The sequence below is a fragment of the Parerythrobacter lutipelagi genome, assembly GCF_005434975.1.
In the GTDB taxonomy this organism is placed as follows: Bacteria; Pseudomonadota; Alphaproteobacteria; order Sphingomonadales; family Sphingomonadaceae; genus Parerythrobacter_A; species Parerythrobacter_A lutipelagi.
Genome location: NZ_SKCJ01000002.1, coordinates 913,577 through 939,105, shown reverse-complemented (window position 1 = coordinate 939,105; position 25,529 = coordinate 913,577). Strand labels below are relative to the sequence as shown.

The following is a 25,529-nucleotide window of genomic DNA, read 5'->3' as shown; positions in this document are numbered from 1 at the left end:
TGCCTACATGTCAGACCAAGAACTGAAGAACATCGCGTTGCTCATCGACGCGGACAACACCACCCCGAAGGGTATTGATCCCGTGCTAACGGTCATGGCCGAACTCGGTCAGGTCAACATCAAGCGAGCATATGGCAATTTCGCGAAGAACAACCTCCAGAACTGGGACAAGATCACACACAAGTACGGGATCCGCCCGCAGCAGCAATTCGACCTGACCGCAGGCAAGAACGCGACCGACATGGCGATGACAATCGATGCGATCGACCTGCTGTACCAAGGGAAAGTCGATGGCTTCGGGATCATGTCGTCGGACAGCGATTTTACGCCGCTTGTTACCCGGCTGCGCCAGGACGGACTGATCGTGTATGGTTTCGGCAGCACCAAGAAAACGCCGGCTGCGTTCAAGAGTGCGTGCACCCGTTTTATCGATATCGATGCGCTGATCAAAGGCGCTTCCGACGAGAACGAAGCACCGAAAGACAAGGCTGCGCAAGGCAAGTCGGTCATCGACGAAGAGCTGATCGAACTGCTCGGCAACGCTTGGAAGGCGGCAATGCGTGACGAGCAGGGTTACGCTTCGCTCAGTGAAGTGGGCAATATCGCCGGCAACCGGTCAAGCTTCGATGTCAGAAACTACGGTTTCAAGCGGCTTTCCGACATGTTCGACGCAATCGACCAGTTCGATGTAAAGCGCTCTTCCAATGGCGCAATTACCGTCAAGCGGCTTCGCTAGCGACAAAGAAAAAGGCGCGAGGTTTCCCCCGCGCCTTATCATCTTCATTTACAGCCGGAAGCTTACATCTCAGTGGCATCTGCTGCCGCTTCCATAGCACTTGCCGACGTGCCGTTTGCTTGCTGATCGGCATAGACCGTCCATAGTGTCGCGATCGGTTTCCGCTGGCCGGTGACCTTGCCGAAAGACACTTTTGCTTCTTCGACCTTGCCCAGTTCGAGTTGAGCGATACCAAGGCGCATATTCGCTGCCGACGCGTTGACGCCGGGCTTCTGAAGCGCCGCCTGATAAAGCGCTTCGGCCTTGTCATAGGATCCATAGGAAAGGAACGCATCGGCTGCACTCAAGGTCAGCGCGGCGGTGGAGCTAGCACCTAGTGCTTCCGCTTCCAGTTCAGGAAGATCCGCCTTGTCACCTTCGATCCGCGAACTCGCGGCGCTCAACGCATCGGATATGGCCGGCTCGCTGCGGTTTACGGCGCCTGCTGCGATACCCTTGTCCAAGATACGCTTTACCTCTCCGGGCGCGCGAAGGACATCCGCCGCGTCGGCATATTCGAGATAATCACGATTGCCTTCCATCGTGCCAGCACGGTCGGCCAAGCGCATCAGATCGAGCAGCTCCGGTCCTTCGAGAAGGACCAGGTTGCGCTGGATGTTGATGGCATCGCGCCAAGCTGTTGCTGAAGGGTAGAATCGTGCCTGCATGGCAGCAAATTCAATCGCCGGAATGGCAAGGTCGTTGTTGTAAGCCGTGGCGAGCGCGCGGGTCAGCCACTCCTTCGGTGGGGTCTGTCCTGCTGCCTGACGTTCGGTGATTGCGCCTTTGTAATACGCTACACCTTCTTCATATCGATCTTCCTGAAAATAGGTATCAGCGATAATCGGAATGACGTCGGAATCGGTGTAATTGATTGCTGCCGCCTGCATCAGAGCTTCTCTCGAAGCACCAAAATCATCATTGTTGTAGGCGAGCTGTCCGACTGTATAGTAGAATTTGCCAAGCTGTTCCGGCGGCACTTTCCCGCTGTCGATCATCAGCGAGATACCGCGCTGCTGGACCGACGTATCCTGCAAGGTAACGCCAACATTGTTGATGAATGCGCCAGCCGCATAGCGATCGTCTTCGTTTTCAATCGCGGCAACCATCGTTTCGATGCCAGCGCGCAGCGCAGCTTCATCGGGAGCCTCAGCCTTGCTGAGCTCGAGAACCGGCGAATACGCCGTAATGAAGCCCTTGCTGTTCTTCGGCTTCTGCTGCTTCTGTGCATAAGCCGGAGCAGAAATGCCAACGGCACCCACGGCGACGCCGGTGGCGAGCGCAATAGCGTAAGCGATATTCGAGCCGGCATGGCGTGCGGGCTTACGGACGAGTGAAAACATTCGGATGTCTCCCAAGAGTGATTTAGGTGGGCCGTTCATAGGCAGAAAAAGGTTCACATGCGCGCTACTGCCGCTTCGTGATCTGTATTGCAAATGGTGATACGTTCTTGCGGCTGAACGGGCTTTGAACGCGCTTTAGCGTCCAAACTTTCAGACCATCCAGTGAGGTGTGGAAAACCATCGCAAAACCATGTGTCCGGAGACGCTGCAACTGGTGATTTCTCACCCCTTCCCCTACATTGCAACGCGACCCCCGATCCGCACTGCGGAAGTAGCTGAAAAGACCTGTCTTGAGCGACGAACCCGAACATATCGATCCCCCCGTTCCGTCTGACGATTACACTCGCGTGGATATCGTTGACGAGATGAAGACGAGCTATCTCGATTACGCGATGAGCGTGATCGTCAGCCGTGCCCTGCCGGATGTGCGTGACGGGCTGAAACCGGTTCATCGCCGGATTCTGTTTGCCAGCCAGGAAGGCGGCTTTGTCGCTGGCCGACCTTACCGCAAGAGTGCGAAGATCGTCGGCGATGTGATGGGTAACTATCACCCGCACGGCGACAGCGCGATCTACGACGCTTTGGCACGCATGACGCAGGACTGGTCGCTCCGCGTTCCGCTGATCGATGGTCAAGGGAACTTCGGTTCGATGGACCCGGATCCTCCGGCCAGCATGCGTTATACCGAAGCGCGCCTGGCCAAGGTTGCCAACAGCCTGCTCGACGATCTCGACAAGGATACTGTCGACTTCACAGACAACTACGACGGGTCGCGCAAGGAGCCGACCGTCCTCCCCGCTCGCTTCCCCAACCTCCTTGTCAACGGTGCAGGCGGGATTGCCGTGGGCATGGCCACCAATGTACCGCCGCACAATCTCGGCGAAGTGATCGACGGCTGTCTCGCATTTATCGAGAATCCGGGGATCACGTCGGAAGAACTGTTCGAATATATCCCCGGCCCGGATTTCCCGACGGCACCGCTCATTCTCGGCCAATCAGGCGCAAGAGCGGCGTATACGACCGGTCGCGGCTCGATCCTGATGCGTGCGCGTCACGAGATCGAGACCAACAGCAAGGACCGGCAATCGATCGTGTTCACGTCGATCCCGTATCAGGTCGGAAAGAGCGGACTGGTCGAGAAAATTGCCGATGCGGCGAAGGAAAAGCGGATCGAAGGCGTCGCCGATATTCGCGATGAGTCGAGCCGTGAAGGCGTGCGGGTCGTGATCGATCTGAAGCGTGATGCCTCCCCCGAGGTCGTGCTCAACCAGATCTGGCGCTACAGCCCGGCGCAAGCGAGCTTCCCGGCCAACATGCTTGCGATCCGCGGCGGACGCCCGGAGACCTTGACGCTGCGCGATTTCATCCAGGCTTTCATTGCTTTCCGCGAGGAAGTGATAACCCGCCGGACCAAATTCGAATTGAACAAGGCGCGCGAACGGGCACATATCTTGCTCGGCCTCGTCGTGGCTGTTTCCAATCTCGATGAAGTCGTCGCGATGATCCGGGGATCGTCCAACCCGGCCGATGCCCGCGCCAAGCTGCGCGCGAAGGAATGGCCGATTGGCGACATCGCGCAGTATATTCGCTTGGTTGAATCGATTGAACCCGATGCCGAGCAACAGGGTGGCACCTATCGACTGTCAGAACGGCAGGTCAAGGCTATCCTCGAACTCCGCTTGCACCGTCTTACGGCGCTGGGCCGCGACGAGATTGGGGACGAGCTCAAGGAATTGTCGATTGCGATCGAGGAGTATCTCTCGATCCTGGCCGACCGGGTCAAACTCTACGGGGTTCTGCGCCAGGAGCTGGTCGAGATACGCGAAGCCTATGCCACACCGCGGCTGTCGGAGATTGCACCTGCATGGGACGGTCTGGAAGACGAAGATCTGATCGAGCGCGACGAGATGGTCGTGACGGTGACACTCGATGGCTACATCAAGCGGACCCCGCTCTCGACTTTCCGGGCTCAGAACCGTGGCGGCAAGGGCCGTTCCGGCATGGCAACCAAGAAAGAGGACGCGGTGCGCGAACTCTTTGTTACGAGCACGCACAATCCTGTGCTGTTCTTCTCCACCAAGGGGAAGGTTTACCGCCTGAAGGTTTGGAAGCTTCCGGAAGGCGGGCCCACCACGCGTGGACGTCCGATCATCAATCTGCTCCCGTCACTCGACGATGACGAGACAATCCAGACTGTTCTGCCGCTGCCTGAAGATGAAGCCAGCTGGGGCGCGCTCAATGTAGTTTTCGCCACTGCCAAGGGCAACGTGCGGCGAAATTCGATGGATTCTTTCACCAACGTTCCTTCGAACGGCAAATTCGCCATGAAATTCGACGACGAAAGCGATGACCACCTCGTCGGCGTGCGCCTGCTCGAAAGCGGCGACGATGTGATGCTAGCCACGAAAATGGGCAAAGCCATCCGCTTTTCCGGCGAGGATGTACGTGAATTTGTTTCGCGTACGTCAACCGGCGTGCGCGGCATGAAATTCAAGGAAAAGGGCGACGAGATAGTATCGCTTTCGATCCTCAAGGGGGGCGCGGCAACGCCGGAAGAGCGTGACGCCTATCTGCGCGCAGCGCCGTGGAAGGCCGACGAGGATGCCCCGCCGTTGTCGGAAGAACACAGCGCGATGGCTGAAGACGAGGAGTTTATCCTCACTGTCTGTGCAAACGGCTATGGCAAACTTTCCTCCGCCTATGAATACCGCCGAGCCGGTCGCGGCGGAATGGGCATCACCAACATCGATAACATCGCCCGCAATGGCCCGGTTGTCGCGAGCTTCACCGCCACTAAATCGGACCAGTTGATGCTGGTAACCGATCAGGCAAAGCTTATTCGTATCGGGCTGGACAGCTTGCGCGTCATTGGTCGAGGATCGGCCGGGGTTCGTCTTTTCAACGTAGCAAAAGGCGAAACTATTGTTAGTGTGGCAAGACTCGATGAAGACGAGAGCCCCGAAAACGAGGCCGAAGAAGCGGTAGTCGAAGAAATGGTCGGAAGAGGAACGGAAGAAACCACTCCGACCACAACCGCCCACAGCGACAGGAATATACCGGACGAACCGGGAGGGTAGACGATGCGGATAGAGCCGACAGGCGCGACTTGCGGAGCCATTGTGCACGGAGTCGATTTGTCGGCAGCGCTCGATCCAGAACTGGTTGCGGAAATCCGGGCCGCCTGGCTCAAGCACCGCGTACTCGCTTTCACCCGACAGTCGATGGACGATGATGCGCTTGAGCGCTTCACTGTTGCGATGGGCGGCTTTGGCGACGATCCCTTCTTCGAACCGATTGCAGGCCGCGAGCACATTGCCGCGATCCTGCGCGAAGCCGACGAGAAATCACCCTTGTTTGCGGAAAACTGGCACAGTGACTGGAGCTTCCTCGATGTTCCGCCGGCCGGTACATGCTTGCTCGCAATCGACATCCCGCCGACAGGCGGTGACACCTATTTCGCCGACCAGATTGCCGCCTTTGCTGCGCTGCCGGAGAGCCGCAAAGAAGAGTTGAGAACTTACACAGCGATCCACTCGGCACAGCTCGCCTACGCGCCCGACGGGGCATATGGCGAGCAGGACGAAGGCCGATCGATGGCCATCAGGCCCGATGAAAGCGCGCGTGAGACCCGCGATCATCCGCTGATCACAAGGCATCCTGAAACCGGAGAGGAAGCTATCTTCTCGACCCTCGGGTACATCATCGGCATCGAAAGCATGAGTCAGACCGACTCATTCACCATGCTCAGCGAGCTGGCTCAATGGCAGACTAGCGACGAATTTGTTTATCGTCATCGCTGGGAACCGGACATGCTGGTCTTGTGGGACAATCGTTCCGTCCTTCATCGGGCGAGTGGCGGCTACGAAGGTCACCGGCGCGAATTGCACCGCACAACCATTGCCGCCAGCAGCGGCTAGGCGCTGGCCAGGTCGCTGCGCAAGGTCTGGATAATACCCGTCGCGATGAGAAACTGCCCGGCATAGTAGATGGGCCAGACAAGCCATTTGGCGAGAGGTTCGGCGGACGAAATCCCCATGCCGGCGAAAATCAACCAGTCCGACACGACGAACAAAACCGCACCAAGGCCCACCCGGTAGCGCGAAAAGCGGCTTGCCCATGCGCAACCTGCCATCGCCCCGAGCGCGACCGAGTACAGCAAAACAAGCGGATCTCGGGTCAGCAGCCAGGATACCAGAGGGGTGATCAGGAACAGGACCAGCGAGGCGCCAATCTGACTGAACTGATAATTCGCGCGGCGATTGATGAGATAAAGCAGGCAGGCAACAAGATGCCCGACGAAAAAGAAGCCAGCGCCTACTTCGAAAAACAGGTCGAGCAACGCATCGCCAAGCGCGCCGAAAACCATCACGATGGAGATCAGCTTTGCAGACAGTTCCGAATGTCGAACCCATGCGTAAACGGCAAGAAACCCGACTCCGCCGCCTTTCAGGATAGCCTGATACAGTTCCGGCATCGGCTCACTGAGAACCAGCTGCTTGGAAACGAGATAAAAAGCCAGCGAGGCAGCAAGGCTGCACAGCAGCCACGGCCGATGTTCCGACAGCACGCGTTTGGGCATCATCGCTTCTCCTTGTGGATATCGCTAGGGCTTGATGCCCTCCCCGCGCAAGCCTAACTGCGCGGCAATGACCCATGACGTTCACATCATCGGCGGCGGCCTCGCCGGTAGCGAAGCCGCCTGGCAGTTGGCACAGCGCGGCTATAAAGTCCGGCTGTCGGAAATGCGTGGTAGCGGTGAGACCACCCCTGCCCACCACACCGACGCGCTGGCTGAACTCGTGTGTTCAAACAGCTTTCGTTCGGATGATGATGAAAAGAATGCTGTTGGTCTGCTCCACCACGAAATGCGCCGACTGGACTCGCTCGTCATGCGCGCAGGGGAAATTGCCCGGGTCCCTGCAGGCAGCGCAATGGCGGTCGACCGCGATGTCTTTTCCGCACAAGTGGAGCAGGCCTTGGGGGAACATCCCAACGTCTCCATCGTCCGCGAGAAAGTCGATGCCCTCCCCGCAGCCGGCATAACCATCGTATGCACCGGCCCGCTAACCGCACAAACGCTGGCAGAATCCATTGTGCAGGCGACAGGGCAAGACCGCTTGGCGTTCTTCGATGCGATCGCACCGATCGTACACCGTGATAGCATCGATATGGATGTGTGCTGGATCCAGAGCCGCTGGAACAAGCGCAACGAAGCCTCAAACGAGGGCGGCGACTACATCAATTGCCCGATGACGAAAGAGCAATATCTCGCATTTCATCAGGGGCTGATTGACGGAGACAAGACAGAATTCCGGGAGTGGGAAGCCGATACTCCCTATTTCGAAGGATGTATGCCGATCGAAGTCATGGCGGCGCGCGGGGTCGATACGCTTCGCTATGGTCCGATGAAACCGGTGGGGCTGGACAATCCGCGCGACGTAACGCCGGAATATCCGCAGGGCCGATGGCCATATGCAGTCGTGCAACTCAGGCAGGACAACAAACTCGGCACCTTGTGGAACATGGTCGGTTTCCAGACCAAGCTCAAATACGCCGCGCAGGTTGATCTTTTTCGTACGATACCGGGCCTTGCGAATGCCGAGTTTGCACGGCTTGGCGGGCTGCATCGCAACACATTTTTGAACTCGCCCATGGTGCTCGACCGGCAATTGCGCTTGAAGGGCGCAAATCACGTCCGCTTTGCCGGCCAGATTACCGGTTGCGAAGGCTATGTCGAAAGCTCGGCAATCGGCTTGCTGGCGGGGATCATGACAGCGCGTGAGCTGGCTGGCGAAGCGTGGCAGGCTCCACCCCGAAGCACCGCCATGGGCGCTTTGCTGTCACACATCACGGGCGATGCCGAAGCTGAAACCTACCAGCCGATGAACGTCAATTTCGGACTGTTCGATCCACTGCACGATGTTGGCAAGAAGCAACGCAAAGAGGCCTACACTTCGCGCGGAAAAGCCGATTTCGGTGATTGGATGAAGCGGCTGGAAACTGTCCCCGCCTAACAGGCACAGCGACGGCGGGCGGGAGACCGTTTCGGAGCAGTCGTGGCAAATTCCGCCTGCGTCAGTTCGCGATTCCTGTCAGAATCGGCCGTATCGAAACGCGTGACAGTCGCCACTGCCCACTCTTCGAAGGTGAGCAGATTGTTTCCGTCTTTGTCCAGCTTGCGGAACGCATCGGTGCGCGAAGATAGCATTTCATTGCGCGTGATGCGCAGGTCGCGGTTGCGGTCATAGCGAAAAAAGCGGCGCTGTTCGCGGGAAAGCTCCGTCGCCTCAGGCGGTTCCGGGCCTTCCAGATCTTGCGGATCGGAGATCGGGATGTCTGGCTGGGGCGTTTCCGTGACCGCAGGTTCAGGCGGCGGGGCTCCCTGCTCAACCTGCGCCCTGCCCTGCCACCAAAACAAGCCGATACCAGCAAGAACCAATGCGCCGATCGCACCAAGAAAAATCCTGTTCATTGCACCACCCTCCAATAGAGCAGCAGTAATCGCTAGCGGCCCAACAGTCCAATTCTTGCGATGGTCAGATAGTCGCCTCTGCTAGACAACAAAACCGAGCCGCCTTGAAGCAAGCTCCGGCGGGCTATCTCTCCCATAATTGTGAGGTGGCGTAGGGGGCGCGGCAGCCGGATAGGTGCTTCGATTTGCGCTTGCGCTTGACCGATCACAAAGTTCCGCTCGTCCGCATCCGCCATGTGGGCGGCAAGGTCGCCGAGAGCCCAGATGCTGCCAGCGCGCTGTGCTTCGCTGTGATTGCTCTCATGACCAGCAAGCCCTGCTAGTCCGGCAAAGACAGCCGAACGGCCTGCCGCGAATTCAGCCAGAGCATCTGCTGGCAAGGGTGGCTCAGCGAGCAATTGTTCCCACCCGTCGACCAGCGCAACCAGTTTTGCCTCACCATTGGTCCAGTCTGAACCGAGCATATCGAGCACGGCATCGCCTTTCGCACGATCCACCGGCAGCTTGCCAAGTTCGTCCCGCCACCAAGCCAATCGCAATTGAGCCACCAGAGGCTCGCTCGCCTGGCTGACAAACTGCGCCAGCCGAGCGTCGAGCGCAAAGGCGGATATGGCAGCCGGTCTATGCTGCGGCGGCGCATGGGCCAATGCCAATTGCTGGAGCAGAGGCAAGCCATCCAAAAGTCCGGAATTCATTCCGTCGGCCTGTTAGCAACCAACTCGGCTGTCAAGCAGATCGGTCCGGTTGCATTTACCTCCGGGCATTAGGGATTCTGCGGAGTCGCGGCCTTGGATACTCCATCTTAACCAACCTCTTTTAGACGTCTCGAACCGATGGTCTCTTATAGGGCACGGTAGTTGGAAACTATTTTGAGGTCTTGCAATGGGAGCGCTGGGAAGGCTCTGCTCTGCACTGAAGCGAAATACATCGGGCAACGCGACCATGCTTGTCGCTATCGGTGTGCCTTCACTCATCGGAGGAGCGGGTTTCGCTGTTGACACCGCACAATGGTATATGTGGCAGCGGGAACTGCAACATTCCGTCGATCAGGCTGCTATCGCTGGCGCATGGGCTCTGGCACGTGAGGCAAGCGAAGACACATATAGCACGCGCGCATTGCAGGAGTACGAAGCCAATATCTCGCAAACAGCGGATTTTGACAGCGAACCGTCGATCCGTGTTGCAGATTATGCCGGCGGCACAGACAACTCGCTGGTGGTTACAAGCACCGCGACCAAGGCGCTGCCATTCAGCAGCTTCCTGACCGGCAACAAGACGACGATCCGCGCTACCGCCCAGGCAAGCTTTGCAGAAGGGTTCGACTTTAACGCCTGCCTCGTCTCGCTCAAAGAAAACGGCACCGGGACGATAATTGGCGGCAACGCTACAGTTCGAGCGCAATGCGGCCTCGCAGCTCTGTCGTGCTCGGAAGATGCAATCAAGATCGATGGATCCGCCGATGTTCGAACCGACCTGTTGGTAGCTTGCGGGACAATCGACGCGGAAGACAACGAAGATATAGCGGTTGAAGGGGTCAAAGGTCTCGAAGATATCTATGCTGACCTCGAGACCCCGACCAACGACGCAGACCGGACCTATAGCTGCACCGGCAATGGCAACAACAAGCAGGCCTCTCTGCTTCCGGGTACCTACGCTGGCCTGGTGGTGAAGTGCACCACAACACTTTCAAGCGGTATTTACGTCATTGATGGCGGCACGCTTGACCTATCCGCCAATTACAACGTCACTGGATCGGGCGTCATGTTCGTCCTGCGCAACGGTGCGCATCTCAAACTTGGTGGCAGCGGCAACAGCAATTCACTCCGCCTCACTCCGATGTCTGCTGCCGATTTTGTGGGGACGCCTTATGCAGACGATGCGGACAAGCTTTCGGACATCCTGATTTTTGAGGAACGCGACAACAATCCCGATCAGGATCATGTCTTCAACGGCAACTCCAATTCGATTATCGAGGGGCTGATTTATTTGCCATCGGGCAATATCAGGATCAACGGTACGGCAGACGTGGTCGCGCAATGCCTCCAGATTTCCGCCCAGACAATCGACATTCGCGGTGGCGCTTTCCTTGAGACACTGTGCCCGACAGACAAGACAAGCAGCGTCGGCTCCTCCACCCCGAACATCAAGCTGGTGGCATGACAATGCTGCGAAGCCTTGCGTCACTGTTCCGCAATCGCGACGGGTCGATGGCCATTGAAACCGCTGTCGTTGCACCCGTCCTCATCCTGATGGGGCTCGGCACGTTCGAGGTCAGCAACATCGTTTCGCGACAGCACGAATTGCAGACCGCTGCGGCCGAAGGTGAAGTGATCGCGCTCGCCACGGTCCAGGGGGCGACGACCGACACAGCGACAGTCCGTGATATCATCAAAGAGTCAGTCGGGCTGACCGACAACCAGATTACAGTATCCCGTTTCTATCGCTGCAATGCCAACACCACCACTGTGACGGACGCTGACAGTTGCGCGGAAGACGATGTAGTTTCTTCCTATATCGAGCTCGACATCACAGACAGCTACACGCCGGTGTGGACGGAGTTCGGCGTCGGCAACACGATCACTTTCAACGTCGAACGGACCGTGCAATTGTCATGATGCGTGCGCTGAAAATGAAACGCTTCAGGCACGATGTTCGCGGCGCGATTGCCGTAGAATTTGCCCTGCTCGCCCCGCTCCTCATCACGATGATGATCGGCGTGTTCCAGATGGGCGTGTACATGCAGAATTATAACGCCGTCCGCTCCCTCGCTTCGGACAGCGCGCGATACACGATGATCGAGTATCAGCGCGGCAACGAGATCGACAATGAGACAATCCGGTCCGTGCTGCTTGGCGACGCGGTGAACGCGCCCTATTTCCTCGATACAGACCGCTTGGTGATCACTGTGACGACTGCCGACACTAGCCGCGTTACCGACGCCAAAGAGATCAATGTCGCGATCTCCTACACGCTCGAAGATTTTCTGCCGTTCGTCGAACTGCCGCAGCAGACGTTAACCTATGACCGCCCCATTTTCGTGGTCGAAAGCAGCAGCTAGCCGCCGATACAGGTGAACTCGCTGGCCCAAGTTTAAGCTGCCTTAACCATATCTGTTTCCAAAGAATTTTCGTCCGGTAGCTAAGGCTTGTAGCCTAATCGCGATCCTGAGGAAGACGAGGCTTTGGCTATCAACCTGAAATCCAGTGACAAGAAACCGGCAGGCCCGTTCCTGAACCGGCTTGCGCATGATCGTTCGGGCAACACCATGGTACTCGTGGCAGCGGCTCTGCTCCCCCTCTTGGGAATGATAGGCGGCGCAGTCGATATGAGCCGTACCTACATGGCGAGCGCCAAGATTCAGCAGGCGTGTGACTCCGGCGTCCTTGCCGCGAGGAAGAAGCTCGGATCGATTGACGCAACGACAAGCTCAAAACTGCCGAAGGAGGTCGAAGAGATCGGCGACCGATTCTTCAACATCAACTTCCGCGACGGAAATTACGCCACGGAAGATCGTGAATTCCGCATGACGCTCGAGCGAGACCAGTCGATCTCAGGCGTTGCTGAAGTCAACGTCCCAACATCGGTAATGGGGATCTTCGGCGTCGATGTGGTTCCGGTGGCGGTGAGTTGTGAAGCCCAGATGAACTTCTCCAATGTAGATGTGATGATGGCACTCGATGTTACCGGTTCAATGCGTCACACCAATTCGGGCGATTCAAAATCGCGCATTGACTCATTGAAAGACGTGATCCGCGATTTTCACTCGAACCTCGAAAGCAACAAGGGGTCGGGAATTCGCGTACGCTACGGCTTTGTGCCCTACGCTACCAATGTGAACGTCGGCCATCTGCTTAAAAATAACTGGGTGGCAAGTGATTGGACATACCAATCTCGCGAACTGGCGGGCGATATCGTCTCCGAGTATAACACAACATATTACGACAACTGGAAATACGTTTCAGGTACTGCAAGCGCATGGATGACACAGAGCTCCTACGCCGCGACTTGGGTCCCAGGCACACCGCCTTCTGGTGGCAGCGGCGATCAGGGCGGGTCAAGCGGCTCTTCCGGCTATTATCGTTGTGACGGCAGTCAGCCGTCCGATACGATTACGCAAAATGATGTCTTGATCGCTACAGCGACTGAACCTTACTTGGGTCCGCCATCAGGTACGAAAACTATTGAGACATTCGAGCGTACCCAGAACGGGATCGATTACACAACGGCACGTTCTGGTTCGACCTGTGAAGTCCGGCGCCGAACCTATGACAATTACAAGCAGACCTTCGATCGTATCACCCATCCGAAAATGAGCGTGAACATCGAGTGGCTCTACAAACCGATCAAAAGCAGAGTGGGCCAATGGCGTATCGAGACACCAGGATGCATCGAGGAACGTAACACTTACCATATCGATGACCCGGCTACGGTCGACTTAACGCGGGCGCTGGACCTCGATCTCGACCTCGTTCCTGACCCGAAAAACCCTGACACTCAATGGCGTCCGCATTACCAGAACTTAATATACGTTCGCTCACTCAACAGCTCGGGCAACGGATCGATCATCCAGGAAGAGGTTCGTTCAACGAGCACCTTCGCCCGCACCGGAACATGGTGGTTTTCCGATTGCCCTCCCAAAGCACAGAAGCTGCAAGAATTGAGCGAAGGCGCACTCGACACATACTTATCTACACTGAACCCTGCGGGGGCCACCTATCACGACATCGGCATGATATGGGCCGGACGCCTGATCTCGCCGTCTGGACTTTTCGCAATAGAAAACAGAGACGTTAGTTTTGACAAGCCCACTAACCGCAACCTGATTTTCCTAACAGACGGTCAGACCGAGCCGTACGACATCGCCTATGGCGCATATGGCGTCGAAGCGCTCGATCGACGCCGTTGGGACGAGTCCTCGACCAACACACTGGTGGAGACGGTCGATGCGCGGTTCCTCATCGCTTGCAACGAAGTCAAAAAGCGCAACATCAACGTATGGGTCATCGCGTTCGGCACAACTGCGAACGACGCCATGATCAAGTGCGCTGGTGCAGGCCGCTATTTCGAGGCCTCGGACGCTGACCAACTGAAAACTGCATTTCGTAAGATATCAGAATCCTTCGGTAATCTGAGGATATCCGAGTGAGCAATCAACGATCCATTTTTCGCGACCAAGATGGGGCCGCTATTGTGGAATTCGCCCTGATCGCGCCGACTTTTCTCATGCTGATGTTTGGTCTCTGCGAGCTTGGACATACGATGTATGTCCAGTCGATCGTGAATGGTGCAATTCAGGAGGCCGCGCGCGACTCTACGATGGAGTCGGCGCGACATAATCAGATCGAAGCAAACGTTCGCCAAACGATCCGGACCGTCGCGCCAATGGCGACTGTGACGTTCAACCGCAAAAACCACATGGAATACATGAACATCAACCGGCTTGAGCTCTTCACCGATTTAAACAATGACGGCATCTGTAATGACGGTGAACCCTTCGAAGACCTCAACGAAAGTGGTACACACGACCATGCCAATGGCAAGGACGGCCAAGGCAAGGCCGGTGAGGTCGTGATATTTCAGGTCGCGGTGACCTACGATCGACTGTTCCCGATGCCGAATCTCTCAGGCTGGTCAAAGCAGAATGAAGTTGTTGGGACCACACTGCTTCGCAACCAGCCTTATCGTGAACGTGATCGTAGAATAGTAATTCGGAACTGCAGATGAGGATTTTGCGCAAGCTACTTCGCGATACGGGTGGCATGGCAATGACAGAACTTGCCCTTTCTGCCCCGTTGGTGCTGACGGCAGGGCTGTTCGGCCTCGAGTCCGCAAACCTCGCGATCACACACATGAAGGTAAGCCAGTCATCTATGATGATTGCGGATAACGCCTCGCGTATCGGTGACGAAACGCTGCTTCAGGATAGGCGGATCTATGAAATCGACGTCACCGACCTGATGCGCGGGGCGGACTTGCAGATGGGTGAGCAACTCGACATATTCCAACATGGCCGAGTGGTTCTATCGAGCCTTGAAACTGATCCCGACGATGATGCCGAAGCCCAACAATACATTCACTGGCAACGTTGCATGGGGAAACTGAAGTACGAACCGCAATTCGGCAAGGAAGGTGACGGCAAGGGTGACCCATCATTCACAGGAATGGGTCCGAGCGGCGAAGAAGTGATGGCGCCACCGGGCGGCGCGGTGATTTTCGTCGAAGTCGCTTATGAATATCAACCGATAATCACCGATGCATTCATTTCGGATCGCATAATCACAACCTATGGCTCATTCATCGTGCGCGAGAGCAGAGACCTTCGAGAGATTTATCAGAAGAATCCACTGCTCCCCGACGATCCGGCAACCTGTGACAAATATGAGCGCTTCCGGACGCATGAGAGCCCGCGAAGAGAGAGCGGCGGCTGGGACTGGAAGTTCTGAGTTCTCGCTCCAGCCCAGGATCAATCCTTGTAGCAGACCTTTTTCACCGCTTCGACGATGCGCGAAGCATCGATCAACGCGAGCTTCTCGAGATTGGCCGCATAGGGTAGCGGGACATCTTCGTTACACACCCGCAGCACCGGCGCATCGAGATGGTCGAATCCCTCTTCCATGCAGATCGCCTGTACCTCGGACGCGATCGAGCAAGTCGGCCAGCCCTCTTCCGCAATGATCAGGCGGTTGGTTTTGGCCAGGCTGTCCAGCACCGCTTGCTTGTCCAGCGGACGCAGCGTGCGCAGATCGATGACTTCGGCTTCGATTCCTTCGCCCGCCAGCGTCTCCGCAGCTTCGAGCGCGAAACCCACCCCGATCGAATAGCTGACAATGGTTACATCGGATCCTTCCCGCATGATCCGTGCTTTGCCGATCGGCAGGACATGATCGTCGAGTTCGGGCAGTTCAAAGCTCTTGCCGTAAAGCAGTTCGTTCTCGAGGAATACGACCGGATCTTCACTGCGGATGGCAGCCTTCAACAATCCTTTTGCGTCAGATGAATCATACGGTGCAATCACGATAAGCCCCGGCACGCTGGCGTACCACGGACCGTAATTCTGGCTATGCTGGGCACCAACGCGGCTGGCGGCACCGTTCGGCCCGCGGAACACGACCGGACAGCGCATCTGACCGCCCGACATGTAGTTGGTCTTGGCAGCCGAATTGATGATGTGATCGATCGCCTGCATCGCGAAGTTGAATGTCATGAACTCGACGATCGGGCGCAAACCACCCATGGCGGCGCCTGTGCCGATGCCGGCAAATCCGTACTCGGTAATCGGTGTGTCGATTACGCGTTTCGGACCGAATTCATCCAGCAAGCCCTGCGTAACCTTGTAGGCCCCCTGGTACTGCGCGACTTCTTCACCCATCACGAAAACGCGTTCGTCACGGCGCATTTCCTCGGCCATTGCATCGCGCAGCGCTTCACGAACGGGAATGCTCGCCATATTGGTCCCGTGGGGTATCTCCGGGTCGGCTTTCGGCTGGCTCTTGGGTTTTTCCGGCGTAATCGAGCCATCTTCGTCCGAGCGGCCAACGTCCTTGCCCTCGCCCGGGACATCGGCTGCTGTCTCGGTTGCGGCCGGGGAAGATACATCGCTTTCGTCTTCGTCTTCGCCGGCAATCATCGCGATCACCGTGCCGACTGCGACATTCTCCGTGCCTTCTTCGACCATGATCTTGGCCAGCGTGCCTTCATCGATGGCCTCGAATTCCATTGTCGCCTTGTCGGTTTCGATCTCCGCGATGATATCGCCGGGCTCGATCGCATCGCCTTCCTGCTTCAACCATTTGGCGAGCGTACCTTCCTCCATGGTCGGGGACAGCGCGGGCATCTTGAGTTCAATCGCCATGGCTCAATACTCCTCCACCAGCACATCGGTGTAGAGTTCGGAAGCCTCTGGCTCCGGTGAATTTTCTGCAAAATCAGCCGCTTCCGAGACAATCTTGCGAATATTCTTGTCGATTGCCTTGATCTCTTCCTCAGTCTTGCCGCTCTCCAGCAACACCTTCTTCAAGCCATCAATCGGATCGTGGTGATCGCGCTTCTCCTGCACTTCTTCGCGCGTGCGATATTTGGCAGGATCGGACATCGAGTGGCCGCGATAGCGATAGGTGTTGAGCTCCATCAGCACCGGCCCCTTGCCATCGCGCACATGCTTGAACGCAATCTCGGCTGCGTTGCGTACTTCGAGCACGTCCATTCCGTTCACATCCATCCCCGGAATTCGGAAGGCCGTGCCGCGGCGGTGGAACTCGGTCTCAGCCGAGCTCCGTGTTACCGCGGTGCCCATCGCATAACCATTGTTCTCGATCACAAAAACGATCGGCAGGTTCCACAGGGCTGCCATATTGAAGGTTTCGTACACCTGCCCCTGGTTCGCTGCACCGTCGCCGAAATAGGCAAGGCACAGGCCGCCGTCCTCATTGTATTGATGGGCCAGCGCCAATCCGCCGCCCAGCGCGACCTGCGCGCCCACGATCCCGTGGCCGCCGAAGAATTTGTGCTCGGTGCTGAACATGTGCATCGAGCCGCCCTTCCCTTTCGAGATCCCAGCTTGCCTCCCGGTCAGCTCCGCCATGATAACCTTGGGATCGATCCCGTAAGCAAGCATGTGGCCATGGTCACGGTAGCCGGTGATCACACTGTCGAGCTGTTCGGTGAGCGCTGATTGCAGTCCAACCGCAACCGCCTCCTGGCCGATATACAAGTGGCAAAAACCGCCGATGAGACCCAGACCGTAGAGCTGGCCCGCTTTTTCCTCGAACCGACGGATAAGCAGCATCTGCTCATAGAAATGCAGCAATTGCTCAGGGCTTGCATCGAATTTCGGAGATTTCTCATGCTCTTCCTGCAGGCTGTGCAGGACGAAATCTTCCGGGGTCGCGACCGGCTGGCTTTTTGACGACGCCTTTCCCTTCGCGGGGGCTTTCTTGGTCCGGGGCTTCTTGGCCAAAGCGGATCATCCTCGTTTTGTCGTTATACCTCGAGAGGCTTATGCCCGTCTCTTGGCGCAAGACGTAACGTCACGCAACGGGTGGATCGCCCGTGCATACGAAAACTCGGCAAATTGGCAGGCCAGTGCGAGCCTTACTCTGCTTCGGGCAGAGTCAGGACAACCTCATCGCGGTGGATCATGTTCTGGTTGCGGCGCAGCAGCTCGCCGACCAGATCGGGATCGGCATGATCGGGATCGAGCAAGGCAACGAGATTTTGCAAATCATCACGCTGCTCGGCAAGTTCAGCAACTTCTGCCCGGCGCTGCTCCAGCAGTTGCGAGTTCTCACCCCAGGCCAGCAGGCCACTTGGCCCGGCAATGGCCAGACCTGCGAGGAGCAACAGGAGGCACAAGGCAGCCATCTGCACAAACTGCTCTCTCGGCAGTGAAATCCGGTGTCCCTCTCGCGTCACGCCGACCTTAGAATCACAGTTGATTCAACAGATCAAGCGCTATTTCTGAAAATCAGTAAGAACGCGGCAGGCCGAGTACGTGCTCGGACAGGTAACTGAGGATCAGGTTTGTCGATATCGGTGCCACAGTATACAGCCGCGCCTCGCGGAACTTGCGCTCGACGTCGTACTCCTCGGCAAAGCCAAATCCGCCATGGGTCTGGACGCACATGTCGGCCGCAGCCCAGCTTGCCTCGCTCGCCAGCATCTTTGCCATGTTGGCCTCGGCGCCGGTATTTCCGCCTTGGTCGTAGACCTTTGCGGCATGATGAACCATCAGTTCTGCAGCGCGCATCTGGGCATAACAACGGGCAATAGGGAATTGTATTCCCTGATTTTTCCCGATTGGGGCACCGAACACAGTGCGCTCTTTGGCATAATTGCTGGCCTTCTCGATAAACCACTTCGCATCGCCGATGCATTCAGCTGCAATCAGAATACGCTCGGCGTTCATGCCTGACAGAATATAGCGGAAGCCCTTGCCTTCCTCACCGATCAGCGATGTCGCAGGGATCCGCATGTCGTCGAAGAATACCTCGGTCGTCGAGTGGTTCATCATCGTGCGGATCGGCTTGATCGTCATGCCGTTGCCGACCACTTCGCGCATATCGACCAGGAACAGCGAAAGGCCTTCTGTCTTCTTTTCGACCTGGTCCCGCGGGGTTGTTCGGGCAAGCAGCGCCATCAGATCGGAATGTTCGGCGCGACTCGTCCAGATCTTCTGGCCGTTTATGACATAGTCATCACCGTCACGGACCGCGCGAGTCTTGAGCGACAGCGTGTCCGTGCCGCTCGTCGGTTCGGATACGCCAAATGCCTGGAGCCGCAACTCGCCCGCCGCAATACCGGGTAGATACGCGAGCTTTTGCTCTTCGCTGCCATAACGCAGCAAGGTGTTCATGACATACATCTGCGCGTGTGCCGCAGCACCGTTGCAGCCCGCGGCCTGAATCTCCTCCATGATCACCGCAGCGGCATCGAGTTTAAGCCCGCTGCCGCCGAATTCTTCAGGGATCAGCGCGGCGAGAAAACCCGCCTTCGTCAACGCATCGACGAATTCGCCGGGATAGGCCCGCTCACGGTCTTTCTCGCGCCAGTACTCACCCGGATACTCCTCGCACAACGAGCGAACGGCGCGGCGGATTTCGGCCAGGTCTTCGCGTTCCTGCGGACTGCTGATCATGCTCTCTCCAGTTTGTGCGACCGAATGAGCGATTAGCGCGATGTCTCATAGTGTCAAACCACCAAACCCCTTGCAAATTTGCGGGAAACTGGTTACAACTGAAACCATATTCAGGAGGCTTCCAACATTATGTCCGATCTTTTCGAGAATCCCATTGGCCTTGACGGCTTCGAGTTCGTTGAATTCTGTGCGCCGGAAAAAGGCATGATCGAACCGGTTTTCGAAGCGATGGGCTTCACATTGGTGGCAAAGCACCGCTCGAAGGATGTCGACCTGTGGCGCCAGGGTCAGATCAATCTGATTCTGAATTATGAACCGAAAAGCGCCGCATGGTACTTTGCCCGCGAGCATGGCGCATCAGCCTGTGGCATGGGCTTCCGCGTTCGTGATGCCCGCAAGGCCTATGCTGAATTGCTCGAGCGCGGCGCTGAACCTGTCGCGGTCCAGACCGGCCCGATGGAACTTCACATTCCGGCAATTCGCGGCATCGGCGGAGCTATCGTTTACCTGATTGACCGTTACGAGAGCGAAGATGGCAATCATTTGTCGATCTACGATATCGACTTCGAATATCTTCCTGGTGTTGAAAAACACCCGGTCGGCGCGGGCTTCAACGTGATCGATCACCTGACCCACAACGTGTACAACGGCCGGATGAAATACTGGGCGGACTACTACGAAACGCTGTTCAATTTCCGCGAGATCCGCTTCTTCGATATCAAGGGCGAGTACACCGGCCTTACCTCCAAGGCCCTGACTGCACCAGATGGCAAGATCCGCATTCCGCTCAATGAAGAAGGTGATGGCGGCAAAGGCCAGATTGAAGAGTTCCTCAAGGAATTCAACGGTGAAGGTATCCAGCACATCGCGCTGATTTGCGACGATCTGGTCAAATGCTGGGACAACCTCAAGCAGCTGGGCGTACCGTTCATGACCGCGCCGCCGGAAACCTATTACGAGATGCTCGATGAGCGTCTTCCGGGCCATGGCGAAGATGTCGACCAACTCAAGATGCGCGGCATTCTGCTCGACGGGACGACCGACGGTGGTCAGCCCCGCTTGTTGCTGCAGATTTTCGCGGAAGCTCAGGTTGGCCCTGTGTTTTTCGAATTCATTCAGCGCAAGGGCGACGAAGGCTTCGGCGAAGGCAACTTCAAAGCGCTGTTCGAAAGCATGGAGCGCGACCAGATCAAGCGCGGCGCGCTGACGATCGATGAAGTGGAACCGGCGGTATGACCAGGCACCCGGTCAAACTTGGCGGTGTCCACCACGCTGCCTATCGCTGCAAGGACGCGAAAGAGACCGTCGAATGGTATCGTGACGTTCTGGGCATGGAATACACCAGCGCGTTCAGTGAAGACCATGTCCCCTCCACCGGCGAATACGACCCGTACATGCATGTCTTTCTCGACGCGGGGAATGACAACATTCTCGCTTTTTTCGAACTGCCGAACCAGAAGAAAATGGGCCGCGACGAGAACACGCCCGCATGGGTGCAGCACCTGGCCTTTCGCGTTGGCAGCGAAGCAGAATTGCTGGCCGCCAAGGATCATGTCGAAGCACAGGGCATCGATGTGCTGGGCCCGACGCACCACGGCATCTTCAAGTCGATCTATTTCTTCGATCCGAACGGCCACCGGGTGGAACTCGCCGCCGATATCGGGACCGACGAGCAGTATGCCGAGCTGAAGCGCGTCGCCATGCCGATGCTGGAAGAATGGAGCGAGACAAAAAAGGCCCCGCAACATGCAGCCTGGCTGCATGAAATCGCGCGCAAGGAACACGCGGTAAAAGCGACCGACTGAAGAAGCCGGAACCCTCCGCCCGATTTATCGTTGGTCGGGTAAATAAGGGGGTTCCATGCTTTCAATGAATGCCGCTGCGTCCGGCGAAACGTTCGACGCGACCGTCAACACGATTTCGACCTTGCAGGATCAGCTCGTCAACATGGCGGAGGGCTTTGTTCACGCCCTCCCCAATCTGGCGATCGGATTGGTCATTGTCCTGGTCACGTGGCTTATCGCGAAATTCGCTGTGAGGATCGCTAACGGTCTGGTGGGCACCACGGAAATTCGTCCGAGCCTCAAGAACCTGATCGACACAGTCGTGAAGCTGCTGATCTGGATCATCGGTCTGATGGTCGCATTGATCGTGGTCATGCCGGGCATGACGCCAGCCAGCCTCGTCGCTGGCCTTGGCATCGGCGCGGTTGCAATTGGCTTCGCATTTCAGGACATCTTCGAAAACTTCCTTGCCGGCGTGCTGATCATGCTGCGCGAGAAAATGCGCATCGGCGATGTCATCGAATGTGAAGGGATCACCGGCAAGGTCGAACATATCACCTTGCGTGAAACCTATGTCCGCAAGCTTTCGGGCGAAGTGACGCTGGTGCCCAATGCCATGCTGTTCAAGAACCCGGTGGAGATCCTCACCGATGTAACACAGCGCCGGCATGAAGTTGTAGCAGGCGTCTCCTACGATACCGATCTCGATCACGCAGCAGAAGTCATTCTCAAAGCGGTCGAAAGCGTCGAGGATGTCGACGCGGACAAAGGCATCGATGTCTTTGCCACCGAATTCAATTCCAGTTCGGTCGACTTCAAGGTTCGCTGGTGGGCCGGCTCCAAGCCGCGCGATGGACATGTTTCACGCGACAAGGTCATTCGCGCGATCAAGCGTGATCTCGACGAGGCAGGGATCGAGATACCGTTCCCGTACATCACGCACACTTTCAAAGAGAAAATCCCGCTCGAACGCAGCTGAGGAGTCGATTGTCGATAGCGGTCCTCCGGTAACTCACCTAGAGCGTTGCAATTCGCAACCTTGAGCCTTTGAACTTGACCGCCGATCGTCATCTGACCCGCACGCAGGAGTATGCGCTGTCCGTGGTGGCGGCGGTCGTAACTGCGAACGCGTATTACATCCACCCGATCATCAGCGCCGTCGCGGCCGATTTTGGGGTTAGCGACGCGCGCATCGGGATCGTCCCGGCGCTCAACCAGATTGCATTGGCAATCGGGATTTTCCTGCTGCTGCCGCTGGGCGATCGGTTTTCGAACAAGCGGCTCACGATCCTGTTCGCCATCGGGCAAACTGCATCGCTGGCCACCATGACAATGGCGCAGGACTTTGCGCTGTTCACGGCAGGATCGACCGCACTGGGTTTCTTTACGATCGCGCCATACCTGTTGCCGGCATACGCATCGAAACGGGTTGCACCAGAACGGTTGGGCCAGGTTACCGCGTTGCTCACCGCCGGGGTCATTCTCGGAATTCTGATTGCCCGGGTTGGCGCGGGCGTGGTCACTGAAAACTATGGCTGGCGCGCGGTCTACTGGATCGCCACCGGATTGATGGTCAGCATTACCCTGTCGCTCCCGTTTCTGATGGAAGAGCGCCGCACCAAAGCCGATCCTGTCACGCCCTATATTGCCCTGCTCGGGTCGCTCTTCCCGCTGATGAAGCAGCACCGCGAAGTTCTCTTGTCAGGGCTGATCCAGGCGCTCAATTTTGGCGGTTTCATTGCGCTTTGGCTGGGGCTTGCGCTGCATTTGACCAGTCCGGCAATGGGATATGGCGTCGACACCGTCGGTTATCTTGCCGGAATTGCTGCGGTCAGCATACTTTCCACACCGCGCCTCGGGCGCTGGGCAGACCAGGTCGGCCCGCGCAAAGCCCGCCTTGCATTCGCCATCGTCCAGTTCGTGGGTCTGGCTCTGCTCTGGCCTACCGGAGACTCGCTCTGGCTGCTGTGCATCCCGCTGTTCCTTGGAAATCTTGTCGGCCCTGGCATCGATGTAACCGGCCGCATGACATTCCTGTCGCTGGATCCTCAACTGCGCACTCGGCTGACCACGATCTATATCGTGATGATGTTCATTGGCGGCGGGCTGGCGAGTATTGCGGGAACCACCGTCTTCGATGCCTATGGCTGGGCCGGGACCTGCATTCTGCTCGTCAGCATTTCGGGCTTGCTGGGAATATTGTCATGGGTCGGCACACGCAGCCCGGTGGGTGACGGAAATTCTGCTTCGCGCCAATGACTTAACTGTCGAACTTCGCGAATACTGCCGCCAGGCCCGGTACGTCTGTTTCACTGCGCAATGTTTCCAGCGCCCGATCAATCCGGATCTCGAATTGCGAAACACCCTCCTCGAACTTCACATGTTCAGCGCCAAGTGATCTGGCAAGCCGCGCGGCAGGCTTGTTTTCGGGCAAGATATGGACTGTCAGCGAAGCGTAGCTCTCGTCCTGGCAATCCAGCAGCAAAACTGCGGTGAGTATCCGGGCGAGTCCGCGCTTGTGGTATTCGTCCAGAACTGCAACCGAAAACTCCGCCACGGTCGCGATGTCCTTGTCACGAAAGGCATGGACGACACCGATGGCCGGTTCCTCGTCAAGATCGCTCCGGATAGCACCCCAGGCAATGTGCTCGTGACCATCCACATCGAGCAATCGGTCGATCACGTTCTGCGGCGGTGTTGGCGCCCCTGAGAAGAACCGCAGATAACGCGACTGGGGCGACAATTTCGCAATCCCCCGTTTCAGCCGCTCCTCGTCCGCCTTGCGCACCTTACGGATGCAGATCGGCGTCCCGTCGTTTAGATGCGTATGGATAATCATGGACCACTCTCTTGTGCGCCAATGGACGAAGAGGAGCAACCGCTTCGCCGATTTCGGCAGTTTGGATAGTGAGCCAGGGATTCCCGCGTTGGTGCGCCCGACAGGATTCGAACCTGTGGCCCCCAGATTAGGAATCTGATTCTAGCCCCAGAACTGCTGGCATCTTAGCTTTCGTGTTCCATCTATGTTGCAACCCATTCCACCAATGTTAGCTTAGGCGCGACATCCCTACAATCATCGAAGGTACAAATTCGGAGGCGGAAAGCCTACTTTCCGGTTAAGACAATCCAGCCAACGGGAACACGAATTTTCACCTTACTAAACTGAATTGTCGCCTCAATGAATTTTATAATGAATGCGACATCTGCTAACACTGATTTTATCCCCTGGAACACCCAGCGACCTCTCACCTGGTTACATCTGCTTTGACAATCGAAATATCAGAAAGGGAATGGGGTCACATGAAGAATGGTTTTTGATTCAATTCCTAGTTTCGAAGAATTCTCTGCTACTTTTAGCTCGGATGAAGAATGTGTCCGCCACATGTTCAAGGTTCGTTTCGGTAAAAACTACCCTTGTCCCAAATGCACCAAGGCAGGACCTTGGTATCTGAACACAAGGCGTTATTTTGGATGCTCTAGGTGTGGGACGCAGTTGAATGCTAAGTCAGGGACTGTGTTCAATCACTCCAAATCGTCGATCGTAGATCATTTTATGGCAATTTATCTATCCTGTATTTCCACATACGGTGTGCCAGCCGATGTAATGTCAACATTCCTTGGCCTTCCGAAACCAACGGCTTGGATGATTTCGAATAGGGTTCGGCGCCATATTGCTGGATTGCGACAGCCACAACGATTGGGCGGTGAAGGCCAAATCATCGAAGTTGATGAAACACTTCTTCGGCAGGTGAGGTCGGGACCTGATGCGGAGCGTCACGTCACCATTTTCGGCATCACCGACGGACATGAGTATCTGTCGTTCATTGTTCCAAATCGGAAGCCAGCTACGCTCCTACCGATAATCGACAAATGGGTGCGGCCTGGCAGTGAAATTCATTCGGACGGATTTGGGACTTATAGATTGCTTAACCTCAACAAATATACCCATAAGACAGTAAATCACAAGGCTGGCTTCACTATATCGCCAGATGGTGCAAGTACAGTTCGGATAGATCAATTTTGGGGGCGCTTGAAGCGAACTATCTATCGAGTGTGCCATGGGGTTCATTATGCGCATTTGGAATCGTATCTGAAAGAGTGTGAGCAAAGGGCGTTTTGGAAGAAGGATAGGTTAGGATTTTTAAATAGCGCTTTTTCTCAATTCCCGGTTGTGCAAACATGACATACACTGGCATTGTTGCTCAACGCTTCGGCTCGCGTATTCCGTCGCACCGCGAGTTTGACCGATTTTTCGGCGACGCCACGAATTGCGACGCGCTGGTTCTGCGTGCCAGATTTGGTGCGCGAACTTCGTGTCGGCGGTGCGCAAGCTCTGTGAAAATAATTGGTCGTAAGGTGCCTCGCTGCTTGAATTGTGGGCTGCGTGTGCGAAGCAAAACTGGCACGCTACTGGGTTTCAGCAAGATAAGCTTTCACCGGTGGTTTCAGGCCGTCTGGCTGAGCTGTATGTCCTGCTCGAGCATAGACTCAGCCTTTCTCACGAATTTTCAAGGGGGTAGCA

General features: G+C 56.6%; 24 protein-coding genes. 15 read left to right on the top strand and 9 right to left on the bottom strand.

The window, feature by feature from the left end; translation table 11 throughout:
- The first annotated feature begins 7 nt into the window (after positions 1-7).
- Positions 8-736, top strand: a complete 729-nt coding sequence (locus E0502_RS12835; RefSeq protein ID WP_137678385.1) for an NYN domain-containing protein — start codon at positions 8-10, stop codon at positions 734-736.
- 62 nt (positions 737-798) lie between these two features.
- On the opposite strand, the gene E0502_RS12830 is transcribed toward E0502_RS12835, so the two are convergent.
- Positions 799-2,118: a hypothetical protein gene (locus tag E0502_RS12830; protein WP_161593779.1), complete on the bottom strand. Its 1,320-nt coding sequence runs from the start codon at positions 2,116-2,118 to the stop codon at positions 799-801.
- Between the two features lie 365 nt (positions 2,119-2,483).
- Here E0502_RS12830 and gyrA point away from each other — a divergent pair, with 365 nt between their 5' ends.
- On the top strand, positions 2,484-5,195 hold the full coding sequence (gene gyrA / locus E0502_RS12825) for a DNA gyrase subunit A (RefSeq protein WP_240049163.1): 2,712 nt from the start codon (positions 2,484-2,486) through the stop codon (positions 5,193-5,195).
- 3 nt (positions 5,196-5,198) lie between these two features.
- On the top strand, positions 5,199-6,035 hold the full coding sequence (locus E0502_RS12820) for a TauD/TfdA dioxygenase family protein (protein WP_137678382.1): 837 nt from the start codon (positions 5,199-5,201) through the stop codon (positions 6,033-6,035).
- Here the strand turns inward: E0502_RS12820 and E0502_RS12815 are convergent.
- On the bottom strand, positions 6,032-6,700 hold the full coding sequence (locus tag E0502_RS12815; RefSeq protein WP_137678381.1) for a lysoplasmalogenase family protein: 669 nt from the start codon (positions 6,698-6,700) through the stop codon (positions 6,032-6,034). The genes E0502_RS12820 and E0502_RS12815 overlap by 4 nt on opposite strands.
- Positions 6,701-6,764: 64 nt before the next feature.
- On the opposite strand from E0502_RS12815, the gene trmFO reads away from it, so the two are divergent.
- Positions 6,765-8,132, top strand: a complete 1,368-nt coding sequence (trmFO, locus tag E0502_RS12810; protein WP_137678380.1) for a methylenetetrahydrofolate--tRNA-(uracil(54)-C(5))-methyltransferase (FADH(2)-oxidizing) TrmFO — start codon at positions 6,765-6,767, stop codon at positions 8,130-8,132.
- On the opposite strand, the gene E0502_RS12805 is transcribed toward trmFO, so the two are convergent.
- Together E0502_RS12805 and E0502_RS12800 are read right to left on the bottom strand one after the other, a co-directional pair.
- Positions 8,129-8,590 (bottom strand): hypothetical protein, encoded by a 462-nt coding sequence (locus E0502_RS12805; RefSeq protein ID WP_137678379.1) that lies wholly within the window; start codon positions 8,588-8,590, stop codon positions 8,129-8,131. The genes trmFO and E0502_RS12805 overlap by 4 nt on opposite strands.
- A 32-nt stretch (positions 8,591-8,622) precedes the next feature.
- Entirely contained in the window at positions 8,623-9,285 is a 663-nt protein-coding gene (locus tag E0502_RS12800; protein ID WP_137678378.1) for a hypothetical protein, read from the bottom strand.
- A 247-nt stretch (positions 9,286-9,532) separates the two neighbouring features.
- On the opposite strand from E0502_RS12800, the gene E0502_RS12795 reads away from it, so the two are divergent.
- The 6 genes from E0502_RS12795 (at position 9,533) to E0502_RS12770 (ending at position 15,033) form a co-directional block, all read left to right on the top strand.
- Positions 9,533-10,750 (top strand): pilus assembly protein TadG-related protein, encoded by a 1,218-nt coding sequence (locus E0502_RS12795; RefSeq protein WP_240049084.1) that lies wholly within the window; start codon positions 9,533-9,535, stop codon positions 10,748-10,750.
- Between the two features lie 47 nt (positions 10,751-10,797).
- Positions 10,798-11,205, top strand: a complete 408-nt coding sequence (locus E0502_RS12790; protein ID WP_240049071.1) for a TadE/TadG family type IV pilus assembly protein — start codon at positions 10,798-10,800, stop codon at positions 11,203-11,205.
- Complete coding sequence (locus E0502_RS12785; protein ID WP_137678375.1) at positions 11,202-11,648, top strand: TadE/TadG family type IV pilus assembly protein; 447 nt, start codon at positions 11,202-11,204, stop codon at positions 11,646-11,648. Before E0502_RS12790 ends, E0502_RS12785 begins: the two co-directional genes overlap by 4 nt.
- A gap of 123 nt (positions 11,649-11,771) precedes the next feature.
- Positions 11,772-13,736, top strand: a complete 1,965-nt coding sequence (locus E0502_RS12780; protein ID WP_137678374.1) for a Tad domain-containing protein — start codon at positions 11,772-11,774, stop codon at positions 13,734-13,736.
- Positions 13,733-14,314: a TadE/TadG family type IV pilus assembly protein gene (locus tag E0502_RS12775; RefSeq protein ID WP_161593778.1), complete on the top strand. Its 582-nt coding sequence runs from the start codon at positions 13,733-13,735 to the stop codon at positions 14,312-14,314. Before E0502_RS12780 ends, E0502_RS12775 begins: the two co-directional genes overlap by 4 nt.
- 41 nt (positions 14,315-14,355) lie before the next feature.
- A complete protein-coding gene (locus tag E0502_RS12770; protein WP_137678372.1) occupies positions 14,356-15,033 on the top strand; it encodes a pilus assembly protein in 678 nt (225 codons plus the stop codon).
- Positions 15,034-15,053: 20 nt separating this feature from the next.
- On the opposite strand, the gene E0502_RS12765 is transcribed toward E0502_RS12770, so the two are convergent.
- The 4 genes from E0502_RS12765 to E0502_RS12750 form a co-directional block, all read right to left on the bottom strand.
- Complete coding sequence (locus tag E0502_RS12765) at positions 15,054-16,442, bottom strand: pyruvate dehydrogenase complex E1 component subunit beta (RefSeq protein ID WP_137678371.1); 1,389 nt, start codon at positions 16,440-16,442, stop codon at positions 15,054-15,056.
- A 3-nt stretch (positions 16,443-16,445) separates the two neighbouring features.
- Positions 16,446-17,546 carry a pyruvate dehydrogenase (acetyl-transferring) E1 component subunit alpha gene (pdhA, locus tag E0502_RS12760; RefSeq protein ID WP_137678370.1) on the bottom strand — a complete coding sequence of 367 codons (1,101 nt, stop codon included), beginning with the start codon at positions 17,544-17,546 and terminating at the stop codon, positions 16,446-16,448.
- A 134-nt stretch (positions 17,547-17,680) separates the two neighbouring features.
- The gene (locus tag E0502_RS12755) at positions 17,681-17,950 is read right to left on the bottom strand and encodes an FtsB family cell division protein (RefSeq protein WP_137678369.1); all 270 of its coding nucleotides are present in this window, start codon (positions 17,948-17,950) and stop codon (positions 17,681-17,683) included.
- Between the two features lie 103 nt (positions 17,951-18,053).
- Complete coding sequence (locus E0502_RS12750; RefSeq protein ID WP_137678368.1) at positions 18,054-19,223, bottom strand: acyl-CoA dehydrogenase family protein; 1,170 nt, start codon at positions 19,221-19,223, stop codon at positions 18,054-18,056.
- A 129-nt stretch (positions 19,224-19,352) separates the two neighbouring features.
- Between E0502_RS12750 and hppD the strand changes: the two genes are divergently transcribed.
- The 4 genes from hppD (at position 19,353) to E0502_RS12730 (ending at position 23,266) form a co-directional block, all read left to right on the top strand.
- Positions 19,353-20,459 carry a 4-hydroxyphenylpyruvate dioxygenase gene (hppD, locus tag E0502_RS12745; protein ID WP_137678367.1) on the top strand — a complete coding sequence of 369 codons (1,107 nt, stop codon included), beginning with the start codon at positions 19,353-19,355 and terminating at the stop codon, positions 20,457-20,459.
- Positions 20,456-21,028: a VOC family protein gene (locus E0502_RS12740; RefSeq protein ID WP_137678366.1), complete on the top strand. Its 573-nt coding sequence runs from the start codon at positions 20,456-20,458 to the stop codon at positions 21,026-21,028. The genes hppD and E0502_RS12740 overlap by 4 nt, the downstream gene beginning before the upstream one ends.
- A 55-nt stretch (positions 21,029-21,083) precedes the next feature.
- Positions 21,084-21,986, top strand: a complete 903-nt coding sequence (locus E0502_RS12735) for a mechanosensitive ion channel family protein (RefSeq protein ID WP_240049070.1) — start codon at positions 21,084-21,086, stop codon at positions 21,984-21,986.
- A 74-nt stretch (positions 21,987-22,060) separates the two neighbouring features.
- The gene (locus E0502_RS12730; protein WP_240049069.1) at positions 22,061-23,266 is read left to right on the top strand and encodes an MFS transporter; all 1,206 of its coding nucleotides are present in this window, start codon (positions 22,061-22,063) and stop codon (positions 23,264-23,266) included.
- Between the two features lies 1 nt (position 23,267).
- Here the strand turns inward: E0502_RS12730 and E0502_RS12725 are convergent, their stop codons facing one another.
- Positions 23,268-23,846, bottom strand: a complete 579-nt coding sequence (locus tag E0502_RS12725) for a GNAT family N-acetyltransferase (RefSeq protein WP_240049068.1) — start codon at positions 23,844-23,846, stop codon at positions 23,268-23,270.
- Between the two features lie 468 nt (positions 23,847-24,314).
- Here E0502_RS12725 and E0502_RS12720 point away from each other — a divergent pair, with 468 nt between their 5' ends.
- On the top strand, positions 24,315-25,190 hold the full coding sequence (locus E0502_RS12720) for an IS1595 family transposase (protein WP_137678365.1): 876 nt from the start codon (positions 24,315-24,317) through the stop codon (positions 25,188-25,190).
- The last annotated feature ends 339 nt before the right edge of the window (positions 25,191-25,529 follow it).